Here is a 21,093-nt window from a genome sequence, read left to right as displayed (position 1 = left end):
ACAAGGGGCCGCCGAATCACCCGATTTCCTTTGCTTGGAAACGGTCAAAGGTGACGACCGCGGGCGTTGTCGAGGCGCCGGTGCGGCTTGCCCGCAGACCCACGGTGCCATTGGCCTGGAGTGCTGGGTCAGTATTCTGCACTGCCACCTGCCAGTTGGCGGGCTCGGGGGTCCCCACCTTCCAAAGCTTCGCGTTGATCTGCGTTGCGGTGGTGCCAGAAACCTCGAGCTTCAGCGTAAAGGTATCGCCTGCGGCATAGGTGAGGCCAGAGAGCGTTGATGACTGCAGCACCGTCGAACCCTGCTGGGCTATCAGCCAGACCGTCCCGCCGGGGCGTAGCCAGGCATGTACCAAGTACGTGCCTGCCCCGGTATCGCGTGCGACCATGCCGGCATACGTTGCGCCGCTGTCGGGAGTGGCAGAAGTCGAGAAATCAACCTCCGCCGTGTACTCCCGCAACGAAGCCTGGGGGAGCATCGCGAACCGGGTGCTCCCGGCCGCGAGGTTCAACCGGGCTTTGCCGTCTGCGACCGAAGCGGCCGAGGCTGCACCACCGCTGATGGTCCAGGGCCCGCCAATGGTGGCGGCTCCCCAGGATGACGTTGCGCTGCGCTCAAAGTCATCTTGGAGGAGGAACTCCGCGGGAGGTGGGGCATCCACCGTCACATTCTGAGTGGTGGTGCCCATGGCCCCTGCGTTGTCTGTAATCACCAAGGTAATGGTGTACTGGCCCGCTGCGGCGTAGGCGTGGGTAGCTGTAGCGCCGGTGCTGCCGGGGGAACCATCACCCCAGTCCCACGCGTAGCTCGCGATCGTGCCATCCGGATCAGCGGATGCCGCGGCGTCGGTCGCTACTGACAAGCCAGTCGTTGTAGGAGTGAAAGCTGCGACGGGGGGCACATTATTTGCGGGTGCCGTGACGGTAACTGGTTTCGAGACCGAGTGAGTGGCCCCATCGTTGTCGGTGACGGTGAGGGACACATTGTAGGTACCGGCCGCGGCATAGGCGTGGGTGGCGGAGACTCCCGAGCTGCTGGGGGAACCATCACCCCAGTTCCATGCGTACGAGGCGATAGTTCCGTCAGCGTCGGAGGACGCGGTGGCGTTAGCGGTCACCGAGAGGCCCGTGGCTGCGGGTGTGAACGCCGCGACGGGAGGAACGTTTTCGACCGGAACCGTTGAGCCCAGATCTCGGATGGTGATGCGGTCAAACGTGACTTGGCCGACTGCAGCCGAGCTGGATCCCACGTTATTGCGGACCGAGACAAAGCCTGCCTGCTGCAGCCCTGAGGTGGAATCGGTGGCGCTCAACTGCCATGTCTGTGGCTCTGTACCGCCCTTTGGCCATATCTTGGCGCGAAGGGTGGTGGGGCTTGAGCCAGACACCTCAGTCTTGACCGTGAATTCGTCGCCCTGCGCCCAAGCCATCCCTGAGATCGCTTGAGATTTGATGACAGTGCCGCCCTGCTGCGCGACGAGCCAGATCGTGCCATTGTTCCTGTGCCATGCCTGAATTGTGTAGCCGTTTGTAGGGGTTTGGCGAAGCGTCAACCCCACATAGCCTGTCCCAATAGCAGGGCCGTATCCCATCTTGTAATCAAGAGTTGATTCGGTGTCAGCCAGTGACAGGCCCTGCTGCGCGAGCTGCCGAGTACTGCCGGGTGCAAGGTTGAGCACACCGTGTGTTCCGTTGACAGAAGCGACGTTGGCTGAACCGAGCATTGTGGTCCACACGCCACCGTTAGGGGCCGCGCCCCAACCGCTCGACACGACTCGTTCGAAGTCATCGAGGAACGCATACACCGTTGCCTCCACGGTAACCGTGTGGGTGACGGAACTACTCGCCCCGAGACTGTCGGTCGCGGTTACCGTGATGTCGTAGGTGCCATCCGCGGCGTATGCGTGTGTAGCTTGCGCACCCGTTGAGCTCGCGGCGCCGTCACCCCAGTCCCAAGCGTAGGTGAGCGTTGCGCCGTTCGAAGCGGTTGACCCGCTGGCATCAACGTCGACGGTCAGCCCCGCCGCCGAGGTAGAAAATGTTGCTACGGGAGCGTCGTGGGTTGTTGTGACTTGACGACTCGTGGTTGCCGTGCCACCCCGGTCGTCGGTGACCGTCAGCTTGACCTCGTAGGTGCCGGCTGCGGCGTAGTCGTGAGTTGCCAGCGAGCCAGAGCCAGCCGCGCTGCCATCTCCCCAGTTCCAAGAGTAGGAGGAAATGGTACCGTCGGTGTCGCTCGATCCGGTGCCGTCCGTTGAGACAGTCAGGCCGTTGGCCGCTGACGTAAACGAAGCGGTTGGGAGCGAGTTCGGGCCGAGCACGGATACTTCCTTGGACACGGATCCGATGAGTCCCTGGTCATCGCGAACAGTGAGTGTCACCGTGTAGGTTCCGGTGGCGGGGAAGGTGTGCGTTGTGGTGGCCGAGGCTCCAGAAGCCACGGCAGACCCGTCGCCGAAATCCCAGCTGTAGTTTGCGATGGTGCCGCCCGGTGACACAGTGGATCCGGAGCCGTTGAAGTTGACGGCTAGCTCATTGGCTGCAGAGGTGAAGCTCGCAGTTGGGGCGGTTCTGCCCGTTCCAATTGCATAGTGTGTAGCGATCTGAGATGGGGTGAGCGCGCTCGGGTACACAGCAACCTCGTCGATCGCCCCTGAGAACCAGTTTGACGTCGGTGCGTTCGGCCAGCTGCTGAGGTTGTCGCCTCCGACGCGCCAGTAGCCGCTGTAGCCCTCTCCATAGGAGACGGTCGGGTCAGATGCCGCGAGCTGCCCGTCAACGAACAGCTTCATTCCGCCAGTGCTGAGGCTTGCTGCGACGTGATGCCACTTGCCGTCGTTTAGCGGTGACGTGGTGGTCACGACCTTGGTCGATCCCGGGTACACGCCAAAGTTGAGTCGGCCGTCATTTCGCATGTAGATATGGCGGTCGTAGGACGACGAAGAATCGGTTTGCGCGTTGCCGTATCCCAGCAACTTGCCACCACGGTTTGTCGTGGTCTTGAACCACAGTTCGGCGGTGAAATCCGAGGGGGTTGCCGTCTTAAAGGAACTCGAGACGCGGCCCGTGCTCGAACCAGTGAAGTTCGTGAAGCCAGTGCTGGAGCCATTCACAGCGCTCGGCTGCTGGGCCTGTGCACCGCTACCAAACACCGGTGGATTTGCTCCGGCCCAGTCGACAGTGCTGCTGCCTAGCGGGTAGTACAGGTTGGCGCCATCGTCGAGGACTGCGCTGGTGTACTCGGCTGCGGTACCGGCGCTCGCCGTCGCCGTAACTGGGGCACTCACAACGGCATTGCCATCACCGTCTTTTACGGTAATTCGGTAGGTGTAACTCTGGTCGGCCACTACGTTTGTGTCAGTCAGGCTCACGGTGGGTACGTTCCACCAACCGTTGGAGCGTGTGACAGATGCGACCGGGTTGGTCGTGCCGGACCGTGTGAGTTCATAGGTGAGGTCGCGATCGTCGCGGTCCCAGGTGCCATTGATCGACAGCCTGATACGTCCGGGCACAACTGACGAAGCGGTTGGCGCACCCCAGGCTGCCGTGGTTGTTCGAGGGCCGTCCTTTGCGCCGCCTGGCGGGGTGCTCGAGAAGCGCACGATTCCTTGGAAGTAACGATTATTCACGCCAGGAAATTCGCCGGCGATCGAGATGACGTTGCCCGCTCCAGTGATCGACAAACCGGCCTGACCTAGGCCAGACGCTGTGCCCGTGAAGAAGTCTGGGTACCATGCGTATGCTGACGGGGCGGCTTCGCCTTCCCAATTGACGTAGGTGCTCCCAGCGTGCGGCTGGCGAGACAGCGTTCCTCGAGCGTCCGCAGTCATAGCCTGAACGTACTTATACTGACGAGTGGGCTGCTCGGGCCAGAGCCCGTTGGTGCTGCAAGCGTGGGAGTGAGTGGTCGAATACACCACACTTCCTGTGGAGTAAACACCGTAGTGGTCACCCAGGCAGTCTGAGATCCATCGGGTCGTGCCTGATGAAGGCTTGAGAGAGAACACGCCCTCAAGGTTGCCGGTTTGCGCGTCCGCGAACACCCAGCCGGTACCATACACCGCGTTGCCGTCCCTATTGAGCGCGAAGATGCCGGCCTTGCCCTTGTTTGATCCGGTGCCCCAGCCGTTCTTGACCTTTGCGGTGCCTTCCCAAGCCTGATTGACTAGACCATTGCTGGCATTGACTGACACGAGTCCGCGCCATTTGCCGTCTCCGTTTACGTTGGAGAAACGGCCGCCGACGATGACGTTTTGCCCGTCGGGGTCCATGATCATCGCGTCCACCTGCTGTTCGGGCTGGGCCACCCAATCGGTCCGTAGCGCACCGTTTGAAGTGGCGAACGCGGCCAGGTTCGTGCGGGCCGTACCGTTTGCCTGGGTGAACAGTCCTCCAACATAGACGCCAGTGGCGTCGGCTGCGAGTGCATAGACGCCGTTGCCACCGATGGAGGGGGCAAAACCGGCAACGAGTTGCCCGGTTTGTGCGTCGAGCGCGGCGATGTTCCAACGCGTCTGGCCGTTGACGTTATTAAATGAGCCGCCAATGTAGATTCGCTTGCCATCAGGAGATGCTGCTACCGCCTTAATAGATCCGTTGACCGTGGGGGCGAAGGGCAGCAGCGCGCCGGAATTGATGTCGAACGCCAGAATGTTGGTGCGTGGCGTGAGAGAAGTTCCTGGGGCAGCAAGTGCTGCGCGTGCGTTCTCAAACTGGCCGACCGCGTACACAGTGGAGCCGATGGTTGTTTGCGCCCAAACGTATCCGCTGTCGATCTGTACGGTGGGCAGCGGATCGCCGGTCACGACCGACTGGTCGCGTTGCAGGAAGGGCGGGGGTGAAGGAACTGGATCGGCGGCTAGGGCAGCGGTCCCAGATCCCAGGACAATGGCGCTCGCCACCAGTGTCGCGGTCGTAATTGCACCAAGGATGGCTTTGAAGCCACGTCCGGCAAATGGCATGAGTTTCTCCGACTCGCTTAGGGCGTGCGCCCAGTGAACTTAGCGACAGGTTCTCCTGCTGCGTAATTCACACTGATACTGATGTCTCGGCCCTCGGCTGGGTCGAGCATGAAAAGGTAGTGCCCTTTGGTGCTCTCTTGAGGGGCGAGTTCGCCCTTCAGCGCTGACGCCCCTCCAGCAATTGTCGGGATCCCGAGGTCACCTTCGTCGGTCTCTAGCGTGACCACAGCGGAATCTACGCGCTGCGGCTCCTTAGAAACGTTGGTGACCTGTACAACGACCTCGACGGCAGGTCCCGCAACATCTCCCGGGGTTTCTGCCTTGACGGTCGTTGCTGAAATCGAGTCGAGCGCGACCGTGAAGCCGGTGGAGAGCTTGATAGTTTCATCCAGCTCTCCGTCAACCGCTGGAAGCTCGGGCTGTTCAACCGGGCCGACGCTGCCCGCCGACTCAGGCTTTACTGGGGGAGCTGGTTGAGACGCTGGCGTGCTGCTCCCGCCGCCGCTTGAATCTGGTGGTCCGTTGCCGGCTCCCACGTCGGGGCTCGCCATGCAGCCGGTCAAACTGATGACCGCTGTGGCCGCCAACAAGATGACGGCCGAACGGTGTCGAACTGCAATGCCCGTGCTCAATCTATTCAAGACACGGCCCCCTCGGTGCTCGCGGTCTACACCCTTAAGCGCCATTGCTCTGGTGATGACCGATATCGCATTGTAGGGGGCTTGCCCAAGGTCGGTGGGCGACTTTAAGTAATTTCTGCTGAGGCAGAAAGTCAGCGTTTCGGATTGAGGTTCTCTGGCCGAATGGTGCTGGTGCGGGATCGCCACAGACGCATCCCCGCAATGCTCCCGCGAAGCACGGGCCAGATCGATCGCCGAGGATTCATGAACTGACGCCGGCCTCCCTGCAGCAATATGCCGTATGACGCCCGAGGCGTGTGGCGCATCCAGCGTTGGCCGTCGGGACGGGACAGGAATTTCGCGGCGTACAGCAGTCGGTTGCGCGAGTTGTAGAAGTAGTAGATCGGCGACTTTGCGCGGTTCTCGCCTGAAACACGGTGGGTGGTCCCCTCATCGTGCACCGCAGAGAGCTCGGAATCAGCCCGAACGGTGCCGCCCAACTGCACCACCCGGCGCGACAGGTCGACGTCTTCCCAGTAGAGGAAGTACTCCTCGTCGAACCCACCTAGGCGTTCCCAGAGGGTGACGCTCATTATGAAGCACGCGCCGCTGACCCACGTGTGTATTTGATCCGGATCTGCATCCGCCGGCCTCCTCCGCGTCGCCCGCATTTCTCCGCTTTCCAGATGCAGATCGACCTCAGCACAGTACAGACTCCCGTCTGGGCGCAGTACGACCGGGGCGAGCTGCAGCATCGGATCTTCTCGTACCTGCTCGTGCATGTGACGGATTGTCTCCAGGCTCAACCATGCGTCGGGGTTGACCATCAAGAGCTCAGTCGCTCCTTGACGGATTGCGAAGTCGGCGCCGCGATTGTTGCCGCCACCAAACCCTTCGTTTGTGTCGAGCGCGAGCAGGGTCCAGCCGTGACGCGAACACGCATCTCGCATCGACTGGCGTTCCTCAGATGTGGTGAAGTTATCCACGATCACAACCTGACCGGGAAACTCGTGTCTCAGTGAGCGGATGAGGTTTGCCTCGACCACATCGTGTGAACCGTAATTGACGACCAAGATTGCGAGGCTTGCGAGTGGATCTGAAATATTAGGCATGGTGCCGCTCAGCTCTCTCGTAGGTGTGCAGCGTCGGGCTGCCGGATCGTGTTCTTCGTTGAGACACGGTACCTCCCACTCGATGAATCCGTATACTGTCCCCAAAGCTAGCCGAGTAAGAACCCATGGAGTGCTACGTCAATGAGGACTGGTGATGACTTGAGGATACGCGTTTGTACGGCTTTCGTCCTCTGCCCTCAGGCGGCAGATTGACATGGCTGATGCTCGCACCGATCCGCTCTCGGTAGTGATCGCGATTCCCACGTTTCGCAGACCTGATCGTCTCACCGCCCTCCTGAAAGCATTGCCCGAACGCATCGCGGAAGTCTCGAACCTCGCGACTGTCGGCATACTGGTCATCGATAACGACCCATCGGGTTCAGCCGCGGCCACCGTTCAAGCAGTTGAGACACAAAATCTCACGTATGTGCTCGAACGCGAGCCAGGCATCGCTGCCGCCCGGAGCAGGGCGCTCGCCGAATCCGCCGAGTTCGAGCTGCTTGCTTTTGTCGACGATGACGAGATACCGCAGGAGGGTTGGCTGCGGGAACTCCTCGCAATGCGCGAAAACACGGGGGCCTCTGCGGTAGCGGGGAGGGTGATCACCGATTTCCCACCCGATGTCGACCCCTGGGTGCTGGCAGGAGGATTCTTCCGCCGTCCGTTGCGGGTTGCAGGCGCCCGCATGGATGTCGCCGCAACCAACAACCTACTGTTGGATTTGAGACGAGTGCGAGAACTCGGTATCGACTTTGACCGCCAGATTGGTCTGGCGGGAGGGGAAGACAGCGCATTCACCCGAGAGCTGGTGCGTCGAGGCGGGACGATCGTGTGGTGCCAGGATTCGGTCGTGATCGACCCCATTTATGCGGATCGCATCACCCGTTCCGCCCTCCTGCGTCGCTCATTTGCGCTGGGGAACGTCTCAGTGCGTCTGCATATCGCAGAGGCATCATCAACGTCTCAGCGGGTCAGCCTCAGAGCGAGGTATGCGACACAGGGGTTCATGCGCGTCATGGTTGGAAGCGTGCGAACCGCGTGGGGATACGCCACAAATAGCCTGCCGCACAATGCGCGGGGCCGCAGACTCCTGAGTCGGGGGGCAGGCATGATCGCCGCCTCGTGTGGAATCAAGTTCGAAGAATACAGTCGAAGCTGATTGGCGCCGCCGCACTCTCCGCAGAGTGACGCAATGATCCGCTGTAAGAAGGGGAATGCCTGTGTCGAAGCATCAGAGAACTCGCCCTGAATCATCACGCGTCCTGCGTGTGATGCAGTCCCTCGGTGCTCCTCGTCCGACCACCAATCCGTACATCACCATGCTCGACAAAGCACTGTCTGAAGCTGAAGGAGTTGAACACCTCCGCTTCTCCTGGAAGCAAGCCCTACTGGGCAAGTATGATGCGTTTCACTGGCATTGGCCGGAAGTAAATCTCCATGGCACTACCTGGTGGAAATCGACGATCCTCTTCTCGCTGACGTTGCTGCTCTGGGTGCGCCACACAGTCTCCCGCAAGATTGCTGTCGTGCGCACCGTGCACAACATCGAGCTCCCAGACGACAATGCCGTGCGGCTCTGGCTACTTCGCCGTATCGATCGGCGGACTAACTACCGCATCATTCTCAACCCGACTACTCCTCTCCCCGAAGCCGCCCCACACAGTCTGATTCTTCATGGGCACTATCGCGGATGGTACGCTCCATGCCCCCGCGCGATACAGAAGCCTGGTCAGCTGGGCACCTTTGGCGGGATACGGCGGTACAAGGGAATGGAATCATTTATTGATGCCTTCGCGCAGGCCGTCGAACTTGATCCGGTGCTGACCCTCCGAGGCGGGGGGAAACCGTCAACGCAGGAGCTGGCAAATGATCTACGACGGCGGACGGCAACCTTGCCCGGTGTGACATTGCACTTGGACTTCCTGAGCGATGCAGAATTGGTCGACGTCGTGACGTCGTCGGATCTCATCGTTCTTGCGTATCGCTTTATGCATAATTCTGGAAGCGTGTTGGCCGCACTGTCATTGGACCGTCCGGTGCTCGTGCCACGCACTGACGTCAATGAGGCGCTTGCCGCGGAGGTGGGTGCGGCCTGGGTGATCATGTATGACGGTGAACTTGACGGTGACACTCTCCTGAGAGCTTGGCGCTCGGTTTCTGAGTTGACGGGTCGCCCTGACCTATCTCGGCGTGAATGGGATGACGCAGGGCGCATGCATGTCGAGGCGTTTCGTCGCGCGGTCGAGGTCAAGCGGCGGGAGAAATAACCAGCGGGCCCCGCATCATCGACGCCGCGGACGGCGGAGACGGGGGGACAGTCTGGAACCGTCGATCACCTCAATGCCGCCGCTCCGGTTCAGTGTGTGCACGCGTGTGCCGGGCCACGCTGCCCCTGACGCATACCGAGCAACGATGGTCTGTGCGAAAGCATCGTCATCGAGCCGAGTGATCTCTGCCACACTTATCGCCGCACCGTAGCCTTTCCTACCGTCTTGAACGGGTCGCAGTAACCGTCCATCGCGAAGCTCGACTCGGCCAGCCGGCCGAGCGCTCGCAATATCGATGAGCACCGGATTGTTCGTGTGCTCAGTCCACGGACCCAACAAATCAGGTGCAGACCACACGTACAGGCTGTCCGAGAGTGAACCGCCGAGCCCGACAGTTGCGGTGAGCCACCAGCGGTCAGCATGCATGAAGGGGGTCGCGTCGCTGGCGACAACTCCGTCCACGAGTACCGAGTGTAACTCCCACGCGTGCGGAAACTCCACTGCTCGATACAGCTCAATTCTGCCTGCTCCCGAGGTTTCGGGGATCATCCACACCTCCCCGGCATGCTCGAGCACGAATGGATAGGACAGATGTACATCGTGCATGAGGACGGGGGTGAACTCTTCCGTCTGCCCGTGTTCGTCCCACGGGGCTACCGAAATAACACCCTTGCCCGTGCGGTGATCAAAGTCTTCAACAAAGAGGTATGTGCGTCCACCACGATCAAATGGAAACGGATCGGCATAGAATCGGTGCCCATCATCGGCGACATCGGCCCATGGGGCTCCGGTGAGCCGACCAGTGGTGAGCGCGTCGGCATCACCCGCGGCACGCCACCCCACTCTCCAGTGGGGCGAACGAAACCCGACCCGGTACGCAACGCGGATGGCAGCGCCAGCCACCCCGCGGAGTCCGATTTCGGTGTGTGACCGGGGCGACTTAGGGGAGGAGGCGCCGGGGTCAGGGAGTGCGAATTTCTTTCCCGAGATAGCTCCGACGAGCAACGTGGATACTCCCACACTGAGATCAGCGAGCGCCGTTGAAAACAAGCCGGGTACTTCGCTCCCGGGTCGCCCCGTTGCGCGCTCGCTGCCTGTTTCATCGACGATACTCACGAGGGGCAAGTGCCCAGAGCGAAGCGCGTCGACGGCCGCCTGCTCTCCAGGGCGGCCGTCGTACCGAACCGACCACCGCCCGGCCAGCGGCTGGGCGGTGAGATCGATCGTGATGTCGGGTTCGAACGGGTGAGGGTCCGTGGGCGTTGCGTGGAGGGCCCCGAGCCCGAGCCCGCCGGGATCAAGATGATGCAGCCGTCGTTCAAGCCAGAGAAGCCGTTGCAGTCGACGGTACCCCGGGGTTTTTGCATCATCTGTCAAGTGGACCCGAACCTCGACGCCGGGAAGATCTCGGAGGCACTGAGCGAGCACCTCGTGCCACTTTCGCTGCTGCGCTCGGCTGACGAACAATTCAATTCTCATGTTGCATCTCCAGTGATCGACATGACTGGTGACGACTATACTCGTACTCACCTAACTCACTGACGAGTCAGAGCCGCAGCCTATTTGGGGTGGCTCAAGGCATTGGGGCTGATGCAAATGGACGATGTTTCTGAGCGACGCTACGGGGCCGCGCTGGAACGCCTGCGCAGCGCGCAGAAACCATCCGCCGGTACCCCGCTGTATTCTCGCTTCGTGAATAGGCCGCTCGGGCGTCGGTTTGCCGCCTTCGGACACGTTCTGGGCTGGACGCCAAATACGGTGACCTTCGTGAGTGCGATCTTCACCTTCTCGGCAATTGCGCTCGTCGCGCTGGTGGCGCCCGCGTGGTGGCTGGGAGTGCTCGTCAGCGTACTGTTGATGCTCGGATATGCACTGGATTCGGCCGATGGTCAGCTCGCGCGCCTGCGCGGTGGCGGAAGTGTGCAGGGCGAGTGGCTGGATCACACTGTGGATGCCGCAAAGGTGCTCACGATTCACTCCGCCATTCTGATCTCGGTGTATCGCCACTTCGACCTGCAGGCGGCATGGCTGCTGGTACCGATCGCCTACCTCGTCGTCGATAGTCTCGTCTTCTTTGGCATGATGGAACGAGACCTGCTCCTTGCGCGTGCGGCCGGAGGCAAAGCCCCAGCGTCCTCGGCCTCCACCGGAACCCTGCGCGCGATCCTGATTCTCCCGTCGGACTACGGGCTGTTCTGCCTGATCTTCGTGCTCCTGGGGGCGCCGATCCTGTTCTTCGGGGTGTACACGCTCATGTTCGTGTGCAACACGCTCTTCCTCGTCTTGGCCCTCGCCAAGTGGTATCGACAGCTCGGTGAGTACGAGCGGCAGTGACCCAAATCTCGACCGCGCACCTTCGAGCCTCAACAAGGAGATAGAGATGGGACTGGCTCAGACTGCATTCACGCTGAAGAGCCGCACGGTGCGGCGTCGATCAGGTAGATTCCTCGACGAACTGCTTGCCAACGAGCATCGACCTCGCGAAGAAATCTCGGAGTTGCAGGCCTCCAAGGCCGCCGCGATCGCGCGCTTCGCGGCGGCAAACACGGTCTACTACGCCCGTACCTTTGCCGAACGTGGTGTCGACCTGACCCACCTGGAACAACCGGAAGCCTGGCAGCGCATCCCAGTGGTTGAGCGGTCGATGGTGAAGGAACACCGCGGGGAATTTGTGTCAACAGAGTCCAACTCGCGCACGGCCAGGGAAGCGATGACCGGTGGCAGCAGCGGTGAACCGCTCCGGTTGCAGCAGGACTCCCGAGTGCCCACCCTCGCCCACGCATGGCGAATGTACCGCTGGTGGGGGGTGGAACCGTGGGACAATCTCGCACGCGTCGGCCGCTGGGGGTTCGGGCTCGTGGACAATCTGAAGACCGCCGTAACCTGGTGGCCGTCAAAGCAGATCTACCTCGACGCGAAGCTCTTCGACGCGACAACGATGCGAGCATTTCACCGCTCCATTGTGCAGGTCCGACCGGCGCTCATCGAAGGCTACGTTGGGGCGATGCTCGAGTTTGCAGACTTTCTCGAAGCGGAGGGGCTGTCGATCCCCACTCCCAGGGCAGTCGCGACGACTGCCGCACCACTGACGGATAATGCGCGACACCGCCTTGCTTCCGTATATGGCACCCCGGTGTATGACGAGTACCGAGGCTCCGAGATCAACTGGATGGCGGCAGAATGTCGCGAGCGCCAGGGCCTGCACGTCTTCGCTGATACCCGGCGTATCGAAATTCTCGGACCAGACGGGCAGCCGGTGCCCTCGGGAGTAGTGGGGGATATTGTCGTCACTGACCTGCTCAACCGTGTTTTCCCCATGATCCGGTACCGGGTGGGTGACCGAGGGAAACTCCTCGACCGGGAGTGCCCCTGCGGCGTGACGCTGCCTATGATCGCGCAGCCCGAGGGCCGCACGACCGACGTCGTGCGATTGCCCAGTGGAGGTCTCATCAATCACGGACTGATGACGATGTTCTCGGAGCACCCCGAGTCGGTCAGGATGTTTCAGGTCGTCCAGGCCGCCGATTACTCTCTGCGGATCAAGGTGGTGCGCGGCGACGACCCGCTCGGTGACGAACATATTCGTCAGGCCCTGGCGCACGTGCGAAGGCGCATCGCCGATGAGGTGCCGGTCACAGTGGACTACGTGGACAGCCTGCCGCAGACCGGCGGCAAAACCAAGTACATCATCAGCGAGGTGGGGGCGGCAGAACCCGAGACCTAGAATTGCCCCATGGTTTTCTTCGCGATTCTCGTCGCCGGCATTCCCGCGGCGACCCTGCTCATCATCGCGATCGCGTCCCGGCGCGGATCCCGGCAACCCGTCGGCACGGTCATCGCCGAGTACGCGCCGCTACCCAATTCATCGGTGCTCTTCGACGCGGTGCTCGCGAACGCTGACGCGCGGGCGCTGCCCGCCGCGCTCATCGATCTCGCAATCCGCAAGAAGATTCGGCTGCTTGAACCGAATGATCCGGATCGCCAGCAGCCGGATCAGGCAGCGTCCACAGCCTCGAAGCGTGGTGCGCAGCAGCTCTCGATCGAGCTGGCACCCGGCGTGCAGTTCAACGCCCAGGAGCAGCGCGTGCTGGCCGTGTTTCTGGGGGAGCAGACCAAGGACCGCACAGCCCGACGCCTCGTGACCAATCGTGGTGCCGCGGGCAAGCGCGCGGCCGCGTTGCTCGCCGATACGGTTGCCGATCTTGCTGGCCGGGGGCTGATCGCTGCCCGGTCGGTGCGCTGGCAGAGCAACGTCGTCAACGTGTTCGGGTGGATTGGGGTGGCCGCGACAGTCGTCGTGGCTGGCATCTGCGGCGCGGTATGGGGCACCGAGGCGACGGCACCCGCCGGGGTGATGGTCGGCGCGCTGGCCTTCTGCGCGACCATCGCGGCGCTCATCGTCTGCCCGCGCCCGTGGCGCAGGTTTCTACCGCCAAGTCTGATGGCCCGGCGTCACCTCGAAGGGATGCGCGAGTACATTCGCTTGGCCGAGGCCGACCGTTTGCGTGTGCTGCAGTCGCCTCAGGGTGCGGTACGGGTGCCCGTGTCGAACGAGCTTGACCGGTTGCACGTGTACGAGCAGCTGTTGCCGTACGCGATCCTCTTTGAGCAGGAGAAGGAGTGGGCCGAGGTGCTGCGCATCGAATCCTCGCAGCTGGAGGCGTCAGCAGCCGGCTTTGACGATGTGATCATGGTCGCCGAGTTCGCAATGTACGCCACGCAGCTCGCCGAGATGGCCGCACACATCGCCGAGGCGACTGGCGGTGTCGGGCAGGTGCTCGATGCGGGGGGCGCCGTGCTCGAGGGCATCGGCGACCTGCTCAATATCTAGCGGCGCTGCGCATAGCGCTGGTACTAGGCTCAGGGCATGAGACCTGGTGGGCGCGGAGTGGCGGGCGGAGACTCCGCAAAACAGCGTGAGCAAAACGCGGCGGCGCCCGAGATTCCAAATCTCGGCCGCCACATCTCCGACCTGTTTCGGCCGTACAAGCGCCAGCTCGCCCTCATCATCGCGCTCGTCATGATCTCGGCAGGGCTCGGCATCTTGCCCCCGCTGATCACGCAGCGCGTCTTCGACGACGGCCTGTTCCCGCAAGACGGTATCCCCAACATGCCGCTGCTCGCCTGGCTCGTCGGCGCGATGGTCACTGCGTTCGTGCTGTCGAGCGGTCTCGGCATCGTGCAAACCCTCTACACCGCGCGGGTGGGCAACCGGGTGATGGGGGACCTGCGCGTGCGGCTCTTCTCCCACCTGCAAGCTATGGAGCTCGGCTTCTTCACACGCACCAAGACCGGCGTGATCCAGTCTCGGCTGCAAAACGACGTGGGTGGCGTCGCCAACGTGCTCACCAACACGGTGTCAAACGTCATCGGTAACACCGTCACGGTGATCGCGGCGGCGATCGCAATGATCATCCTCAGTTGGCAGCTCACCCTGATCGCGCTCGTGCTGATGCCCGTGCTCGTCATTGCGCAGCGCCGCGTCGGCCAGGTACGCGCCCGCATCGCCGGGAAGACGCAGGAGTCACTGTCGGAGATGACAGCGATCACCCAGGAGGCCCTCTCGGTGTCGGGGGTGCTGCTCGCCAAGACCTACTCCCGCCAGCGGGCCGAAACCGATCGCTACGCCGCTGAAAACGCACGGCAGATCGACCTGCAGGTGCGCCAGACCATGAGCGGGCAGTACTTCTTCGCGATGGTGCAGGTGTTTCTGTCGGCGGTACCGGCGATCGTCTACCTCGTCTCGGGCTTCATCATCACGTCGGCCCAGGGCGAGGGTTTCGACCCCGGCATTACGGCGGGCACGATCGTCGCGTTCACGACCGTGCAGTCGCGGCTGCTCTTCCCGCTCATGGCGCTGATGCGCATCGCGCTCGACCTCCAGACCTCGCGAGCGCTGTTCGCCCGCATCTTCGAGTATCTGAATCTGGTGCCTGCGATCTCAGATGCCCCCGATGCGCGTGACCCCTCCGAAGCTCCGGATCGCGCAGGGCGCATCGAGTTCGACGCCGTCACCTTTCGCTACGCCGATGCCGAGGAGACTGAGCGCCCCACGCTCGACCGGGTGTCGTTTCGGGTGGAACCCGGTGAGTTTGTGGCCTTCGTCGGGGCATCCGGATCCGGCAAGACGACCATCGGATCGCTCGTGCCGCGCCTCTACGATGCAACCGCGGGCAGCGTGCGTTACGCGGGAGACGACGTGCGCGACCTACGGCAGGAGGCGCTCATGGATCGGATCGGCGTCGTGACGCAGGATCCGTACCTGTTTCACGCGACGATCGCCGAGAACCTGCGCTACGGCAAGCCCGATGCGACGCTCGAGGAGCTCGAAGCGGCCGCGAGGCTCGCGAACATTCACGATGCGATCGCGGGGTTTGCGCACGGCTATGACACTGTCGTGGGGGAGCGTGGCTACCGGCTCTCGGGCGGCGAGAAGCAGCGCATCGCGATCGCGCGCGTGCTGCTCAAGAACCCGCGCGTGCTCGTCCTCGACGAGGCGACGAGCGCGCTCGACACCGTCAACGAGCGTGCGGTGCAGCGGGCGCTCGATGGCGCGCGCGGTGGCCGCACCACGATCGCGATCGCGCACCGGCTGTCGACGATCGAGGGAGCCGACCGGATCTACGTGGTGGGCGCCGGGCGCATTCTCGAACACGGCACACATGCTGAACTCATCGCGCAGGGCGGAGCGTACGCCGAGCTGTATGCGCAGCAGCAGTAACGCGATTACACTTCTTGCGTGCGGCAGATGCGTCAAATCACCCAATCCCAGAAGCTGAGAGGGGTGCGCTACGACGTGCGTGGCCCGATCCTCGTTGAGGCAGAGAAGCTCGAGCGTGAGGGGCACGAGATCCTCAAGCTCAACATCGGCAACCCGGCGCCGTTTGGGTTCGAGGCCCCGCCCGAGATCGTCGAGGCGCTGCGGGGCGCCCTGCCTGACGCGCAGGGGTACAGCGATTCACGAGGGATCCTGCCCGCGCGCGAAGCGGTGGCCCGCTACTACGCGAACGTGGGCGTGGCGGGAGTCACGCCCGAGGATGTGATCGTCGGCAACGGTGTCAGCGAACTCATCTCGCTCGTCTTGCAGGCGCTCGTGAGTGATGGTGATGAAGTGTTGGTGCCAGCCCCCGATTACCCGCTGTGGACCGCCCAGGTCACACTCTCGGGAGCGCGGGCCGTGCACTACCCGTGCGACGAACTGAACGGGTGGATGCCCGATCTCGACGCGATCGAGCGGCTCATCACGCCAGCCACCAAGGGCATCGTGCTCATCAATCCCAACAATCCCACGGGGGCGGTCTACAGCGCCGAGCTCGTGCGCGGGTTTGCCGAGCTCGCCGAGCGGCACGGCCTCGTGCTCATGGCTGACGAGATCTACGAGAAGATTCTGTACGACGGGGCGGTGCACGAGCACGCGGCGCTGCATGCTCGGGATACGCTCTGCCTCACCTTCAGCGGGCTCTCGAAGGCCCAGCGCGTCGCGGGCTACCGCGCCGGGTGGCTCGCCATCTCAGGTGACAAGGCGCGCGCCCGCGACTTCCTCGAGGGCCTCACCCTGCTCACGAACATGCGCATGTGCTCAAACGTGCCCGCGCAGCACGCGATCACCGCGGCGCTCGACGACCCTGAATGGTCGGGCATCGGCGCGCTGTGTGCCCCGGGCGGGCGGCTGCGCGAGCAGCGCGACGCCGCGCATCGCCTGCTCACGTCGATCCCCGGGGTCACGTGCGAGTTGCCGGGAGGCGCCATGTACCTGTTCCCCCGGCTCGATCCCGAGGTGTACCGCATCGACGACGACCAGGCCTTTGTGATCGACCTGCTGCGCGCGACTCGGGTGCTGGTGACGAACGGCCGCGGCTTCAATCTCGCGACTCCGGATCACCTGCGCTTTGTCACCCTGCCAACGGTTCCCGTGCTCGAAGAAGCGATCGGTCGTATCGCCGAGTATCTCGCGACGGTGCGGGGCGAACAGGTGGTGGCTGCGTGAGCGTGCGGGTGCTTGCAGTGGGCAAGAAGCATGAGAAGTGGGTCGTTGACGGCATCGACCGCTATGAGAAGCGGCTTCGCAAACCGTTCGACGCGACCTGGCAGCTGCTGCCGCACTCGGCCCGAGAGGGCGATGCGGCGCGTGCCGAGGAGTCGGAGCGGATTCTCGCGAAGGTTGATCGGAGCGCGTTCCTCGTGCTGCTCGACGAGCGCGGCAAGAACGTGGACTCGCCCGCGCTCGCGGCGACGCTGCAGGGTGCGTTTGATGCGGGCCGCCCGGTCGTCGTGGCGATCGGTGGCGCCTACGGCGTGAGCGACGAGGTACGCGGGCGCGCCGACTTCGTGTGGAGCCTGTCGAAGCTCGTGTTTCCGCACCAGCTCGTGCGGCTGATCCTGGCCGAACAGCTGTACCGGGCGCAGGAGATTGCGGGCGGTCGGCCCTACCACCACGTGTAGCGACACCAACGTCTGAGGTGCGGCGTACCCTGCACCCATGAATCCCTTTCGACTGAGTTCACGGGTGCGGCCACCGCCCCGAGCGGCGCGGGTCGGCCCCGCCAACATCAGCGCCGCGGTGCGCGCACGCGCCGATCCGTCGGCGGGCGCTGAGCCGAGAGAGCCCGCAGATCGCCCGTGCGCGATCGCGTTGCCATGGAGGGTGAGTGCCCGTTCGGCCTCCGGCGTCTTAGAGGTAGAACACTGCGGTGATCGGCCCGCGCACTCGGTGCGCTTCGCGCTGGCCGGTGCTGGCGTGCTGGGGCTCTCCCTGCCAGGCACCGTGCTGCCGGGCGAGCGAGTGCGCGTCGTGGTGCGCGGTGGCGTGGCCGGGGTGAGCGCCGCGGCGCCCGATGCGCTGTTGGTGTTGCGCTGGTTTGAGCCTGGCGGGCAAGAATTTCTCTGGCCGATCGCGCTCGAATGACCACTACGCGCGACACGCCGAGCGAGGGGTGGGAGCGAATCTCCACACACCCTCCGACACCTGTGGATAACCCGCTTGAAGGCGCAGAACGATGCGGAAAGTAATCCCCAAGAAAGCCCCCGCATCGGTGGAGAGCCGGTGGAAAACTACATTGCTGTAACTACACCATGTTGTGGTTGAGCTCGATGTGGTTCACTATATGTAGTGCCTCGGCCGAGGCGCGTGTGTTTTGAAAGAAGGGCGTGAAATGGCCATCACGGTATACACCAAGCCGTCGTGCGTGCAGTGCACCGCGACGTATCGTGCGCTCGACAGCAAGGGAATTGAGTACAACGTGCTCGACCTCTCTGAAGACGAGACGGCGCTCGAAACGGTGAAGGAACTGGGCTACCTCCAGGCTCCCGTCGTGGTGACCGACGACGAACACTGGTCGGGCTTCCGCCCCGACAAGATTTCGGCGCTCGCGAGTCGGTTGGCCTAGCCACCCGACTTACCCACCCCGGCGTCTCACGACCTCGGGGTATCGCGGTATCGAGGTAAATGATCATGGCCGATTTGGTGTATTTCTCGAGCGTTTCGGGTAACACCAAGCGCTTTGTTGAAAAGCTGGGTCGCCCTGCGATCCGGATCCCCCTCTATGCGCGTGAAGAACCGCTCGTGGTGACGGAGCCGTATGTGCTCCTCGTCCCCACTTACGGCGGTGGCCCGCAGACCCGGGCCGTACCCAAGCAAGTCATCAAATTTCTCAATGACGAGAAGAACCGCGGGCTCATTCGCGGTGTGATGGCCGCCGGAAACTTGAATTTCGGTACGGGCTTCGCGATTGCAGGAGACATTATTGCGAGGAAGTGCCAAGTGCCCTTCCTCTACCGGTTTGAAGTATTTGGAACGCCGGACGACGTAACCGCCGTGCAGCGTGGATTGGATGAGTTTTGGAAGCAGCAGTAATGGAAGGCCACGAGTCGTCAAAGATCAGCGAGATGGATTTTAACTCGCTGAACGCGATGCTCAACCTGTACGACGCCGACGGCAAGATCCAGTTCGAAAAGGATCGTGAGGCTGCGCGCCAGTACTTCCTGCAGCATGTGAACCAGAACATGGTGTTCTTCCACAACTTCGAAGAGCGCATGCGCTACCTGATCGACAACGATTACTACGAGAAGGCACTGCTCGACCAGTACTCGATCTCCTTCGTCGAGAGCCTCACCAATGAGGCCTACGCGATGAAGTTCCGCTTCCCCGCGTTCCTCGGCGCGTTCAAGTTCTTCACCTCGTACGCGCTCAAGACGTTTGACGGCAAGCGTTACCTCGAGCGCTTCGAGGACCGCGTCGTGATGGTGTCGCTCGGACTGGCTCAGGGCGACCAGGAGCTTGCTCGCGGCTTCATGCGCGAGATGATCTCGGGCCGCTTCCAGCCGGCTACGCCCACCTTCCTCAACCTGGGCAAGGCCCAGCGCGGTGAGCTCGTCTCGTGCTTCCTGCTGCGCGTCGAGGACAACATGGAGTCGATCTCGCGCGGCATTAACTCGTCGCTGCAGCTCTCCAAGCGCGGCGGTGGCGTGGCGTTGTCGCTGTCGAACGTGCGCGAGTCGGGTGCCCCGATCAAGAAGATCGAGAACCAGTCCTCGGGCATCATTCCCGTCATGAAGCTCCTCGAAGACAGCTTCAGCTACGCAAACCAGCTCGGTGCGCGTCAGGGCGCGGGCGCGGTGTACCTCTCGGCACACCACCCCGACATTATGAAGTTCCTCGACACCAAGCGTGAGAACGCAGACGAGAAGATTCGTATCAAGACGCTGTCGCTGGGCGTCGTCGTTCCCGACATCACGTTCGAACTCGCGAAGAAGAACGAAGATATGTACCTCTTCTCGCCGTACGACGTCGAGAAGGTCTACGGCGTGCCCTTCGGCGACCTGTCGGTCACCGAGCACTACTACGACATGGTCAACGATTCGCGCATCAAGAAGACCAAGATCAGCGCGCGCGTGTTCTTCCAGACGGTCGCTGAGCTGCAGTTCGAGTCGGGCTACCCCTACATCGTGTTTGAAGACACGGTGAACAAGGCGAACCCGATCAAGGGGCGCATCAACATGTCGAACCTCTGCTCCGAGATTCTTCAGGTCAACACCCCGACCACGTACAACGAGGACCTCAGCTACAAGGACATCGGCAAGGACATCTCGTGCAATCTGGGCTCGATGAACATCGCCATGGCGATGGACGGCGGCAACCTGGGTGACACGGTTGACCTCGCGATCCGGTCGCTGACCGCGGTGAGCGACATGAGCGCGATTCGTTCGGTGCGTTCAATTGAGGACGGCAACGCGCAGTCGCACGCCATCGGCCTCGGCCAGATGAACCTGCACGGCTACCTCGCTCGTGAGCGCGTGCACTACGGCTCCGAAGAGGGCATCGACTTCACGAACATCTACTTCTACACGGTGCTGTTCCACGCGCTGACCGCGTCGAACAAGATCTCGATCGAGCGTAAGCAGGTGTTCGGCGGCTTCGAGGACTCGAAGTACGCGTCGGGAGAGTTCTTCGACAAGTACACCGATAGCGAGTGGCTGCCCGAGACGCCCCGCGTTGCCGAGATGTTCGCAAACGCCGGCATCGAGATTCCGACCCAGGCCGACTGGGCAGAGCTCAAGGCAAGCGTCATGGAGCACGGCATCTACAACCAGAATCTGCAGGCTGTGCCGCCGACCGGTTCGATCTCGTACATTAACAACTCGACGAGCTCGATCCACCCGATCGCCTCGAAGGTTGAGATTCGCAAGGAAGGCAAGCTGGGCCGCGTCTACTACCCGGCTCCGTTCATGACGAACGACAACCTTGAGTTCTACGAGGACGCCTACGAGATCGGCCCCGAGAAGATCATCGACACCTACGCCGCGGCAACGCAGCACGTCGACCAGGGCCTCTCGCTCACGCTGTTCTTCAAGGACACGGCGACGACCCGCGACATCAACCGCGCGCAGATCTACGCATGGCGCAAGGGCATCAAGACGATCTACTACATCCGGATCCGTCAGCTCGCCCTCGAGGGCACTGACATGACGGAGTGCGTCAGCTGCATGCTCTAGTGAGCAGTCGCTGACAAGAAGGAGTGGTCCCAGCCGGGGCCACTCCTTCTTTTGCTTTGCGCTTATGGGAGCCCCCAGGGTCGGGGTTCCTCGAGCCTGCAAGCCCATAGGGGCCACGGCGAGGGGTAAAGCGTGCCCATTAC

General features: G+C 62.5%; 16 protein-coding genes. 12 read left to right on the top strand and 4 right to left on the bottom strand.

The window, feature by feature from the left end; translation table 11 throughout:
* Positions 1–16: 16 nt before the first annotated feature.
* The 3 genes from C795_RS0104360 to C795_RS15190 form a co-directional block, all read right to left on the bottom strand.
* Entirely contained in the window at positions 17–4,960 is a 4,944-nt protein-coding gene (locus tag C795_RS0104360) for a PKD domain-containing protein (RefSeq protein WP_017792539.1), read from the bottom strand.
* A 17-nt stretch (positions 4,961–4,977) separates the two neighbouring features.
* A complete protein-coding gene (locus C795_RS0104355; RefSeq protein ID WP_232225430.1) occupies positions 4,978–5,601 on the bottom strand; it encodes a hypothetical protein in 624 nt (207 codons plus the stop codon).
* Between the two features lie 131 nt (positions 5,602–5,732).
* The gene (locus tag C795_RS15190; RefSeq protein WP_017792537.1) at positions 5,733–6,692 is read right to left on the bottom strand and encodes a glycosyltransferase family 2 protein; all 960 of its coding nucleotides are present in this window, start codon (positions 6,690–6,692) and stop codon (positions 5,733–5,735) included.
* Between the two features lie 214 nt (positions 6,693–6,906).
* On the opposite strand from C795_RS15190, the gene C795_RS0104345 reads away from it, so the two are divergent.
* Both C795_RS0104345 and C795_RS0104340 read left to right on the top strand, forming a co-directional pair.
* Entirely contained in the window at positions 6,907–7,851 is a 945-nt protein-coding gene (locus C795_RS0104345; RefSeq protein WP_017792536.1) for a glycosyltransferase family 2 protein, read from the top strand.
* A gap of 61 nt (positions 7,852–7,912) precedes the next feature.
* Positions 7,913–8,959, top strand: a complete 1,047-nt coding sequence (locus tag C795_RS0104340; protein WP_232225429.1) for a glycosyltransferase family protein — start codon at positions 7,913–7,915, stop codon at positions 8,957–8,959.
* Between the two features lie 15 nt (positions 8,960–8,974).
* On the opposite strand, the gene C795_RS0104335 is transcribed toward C795_RS0104340, so the two are convergent.
* A complete protein-coding gene (locus C795_RS0104335; protein ID WP_017792534.1) occupies positions 8,975–10,438 on the bottom strand; it encodes a glucosamine inositolphosphorylceramide transferase family protein in 1,464 nt (487 codons plus the stop codon).
* 117 nt (positions 10,439–10,555) lie between these two features.
* Here C795_RS0104335 and C795_RS0104330 point away from each other — a divergent pair, with 117 nt between their 5' ends.
* From C795_RS0104330 to nrdE, 10 genes are all read left to right on the top strand, one after another.
* Entirely contained in the window at positions 10,556–11,293 is a 738-nt protein-coding gene (locus C795_RS0104330) for a CDP-alcohol phosphatidyltransferase family protein (RefSeq protein WP_017792533.1), read from the top strand.
* 46 nt (positions 11,294–11,339) lie between these two features.
* Entirely contained in the window at positions 11,340–12,683 is a 1,344-nt protein-coding gene (locus tag C795_RS0104325) for a phenylacetate--CoA ligase family protein (protein WP_017792532.1), read from the top strand.
* Between the two features lie 9 nt (positions 12,684–12,692).
* A complete protein-coding gene (locus C795_RS0104320) occupies positions 12,693–13,790 on the top strand; it encodes a DUF2207 family protein (RefSeq protein ID WP_017792531.1) in 1,098 nt (365 codons plus the stop codon).
* Positions 13,791–13,826: 36 nt separating this feature from the next.
* Positions 13,827–15,680 carry an ABC transporter ATP-binding protein gene (locus tag C795_RS0104315; protein WP_026139440.1) on the top strand — a complete coding sequence of 618 codons (1,854 nt, stop codon included), beginning with the start codon at positions 13,827–13,829 and terminating at the stop codon, positions 15,678–15,680.
* Positions 15,681–15,707: 27 nt separating this feature from the next.
* On the top strand, positions 15,708–16,946 hold the full coding sequence (locus tag C795_RS0104310) for a pyridoxal phosphate-dependent aminotransferase (protein WP_033349076.1): 1,239 nt from the start codon (positions 15,708–15,710) through the stop codon (positions 16,944–16,946).
* Positions 16,943–17,401 (top strand): 23S rRNA (pseudouridine(1915)-N(3))-methyltransferase RlmH, encoded by a 459-nt coding sequence (locus C795_RS0104305; protein ID WP_017792528.1) that lies wholly within the window; start codon positions 16,943–16,945, stop codon positions 17,399–17,401. The genes C795_RS0104310 and C795_RS0104305 overlap by 4 nt, the downstream gene beginning before the upstream one ends.
* A gap of 37 nt (positions 17,402–17,438) precedes the next feature.
* Complete coding sequence (locus C795_RS17135; protein ID WP_157486956.1) at positions 17,439–17,864, top strand: hypothetical protein; 426 nt, start codon at positions 17,439–17,441, stop codon at positions 17,862–17,864.
* A 247-nt stretch (positions 17,865–18,111) separates the two neighbouring features.
* Positions 18,112–18,345 (top strand): glutaredoxin-like protein NrdH, encoded by a 234-nt coding sequence (gene nrdH / locus C795_RS0104295; protein WP_017792526.1) that lies wholly within the window; start codon positions 18,112–18,114, stop codon positions 18,343–18,345.
* Positions 18,346–18,410: 65 nt separating this feature from the next.
* The gene (gene nrdI, locus C795_RS0104290) at positions 18,411–18,812 is read left to right on the top strand and encodes a class Ib ribonucleoside-diphosphate reductase assembly flavoprotein NrdI (RefSeq protein WP_026139438.1); all 402 of its coding nucleotides are present in this window, start codon (positions 18,411–18,413) and stop codon (positions 18,810–18,812) included.
* On the top strand, positions 18,812–20,950 hold the full coding sequence (gene nrdE / locus C795_RS0104285; RefSeq protein ID WP_017792524.1) for a class 1b ribonucleoside-diphosphate reductase subunit alpha: 2,139 nt from the start codon (positions 18,812–18,814) through the stop codon (positions 20,948–20,950). The genes nrdI and nrdE overlap by 1 nt, the downstream gene beginning before the upstream one ends.
* Positions 20,951–21,093: the final 143 nt, after the last annotated feature.

Origin of the sequence: Leucobacter salsicius M1-8 (assembly GCF_000350525.1) — a bacterium.
In the GTDB taxonomy this organism is placed as follows: Bacteria; Actinomycetota; Actinomycetes; order Actinomycetales; family Microbacteriaceae; genus Leucobacter; species Leucobacter salsicius.
This window is presented reverse-complemented; position numbering and strand designations above follow the sequence as displayed.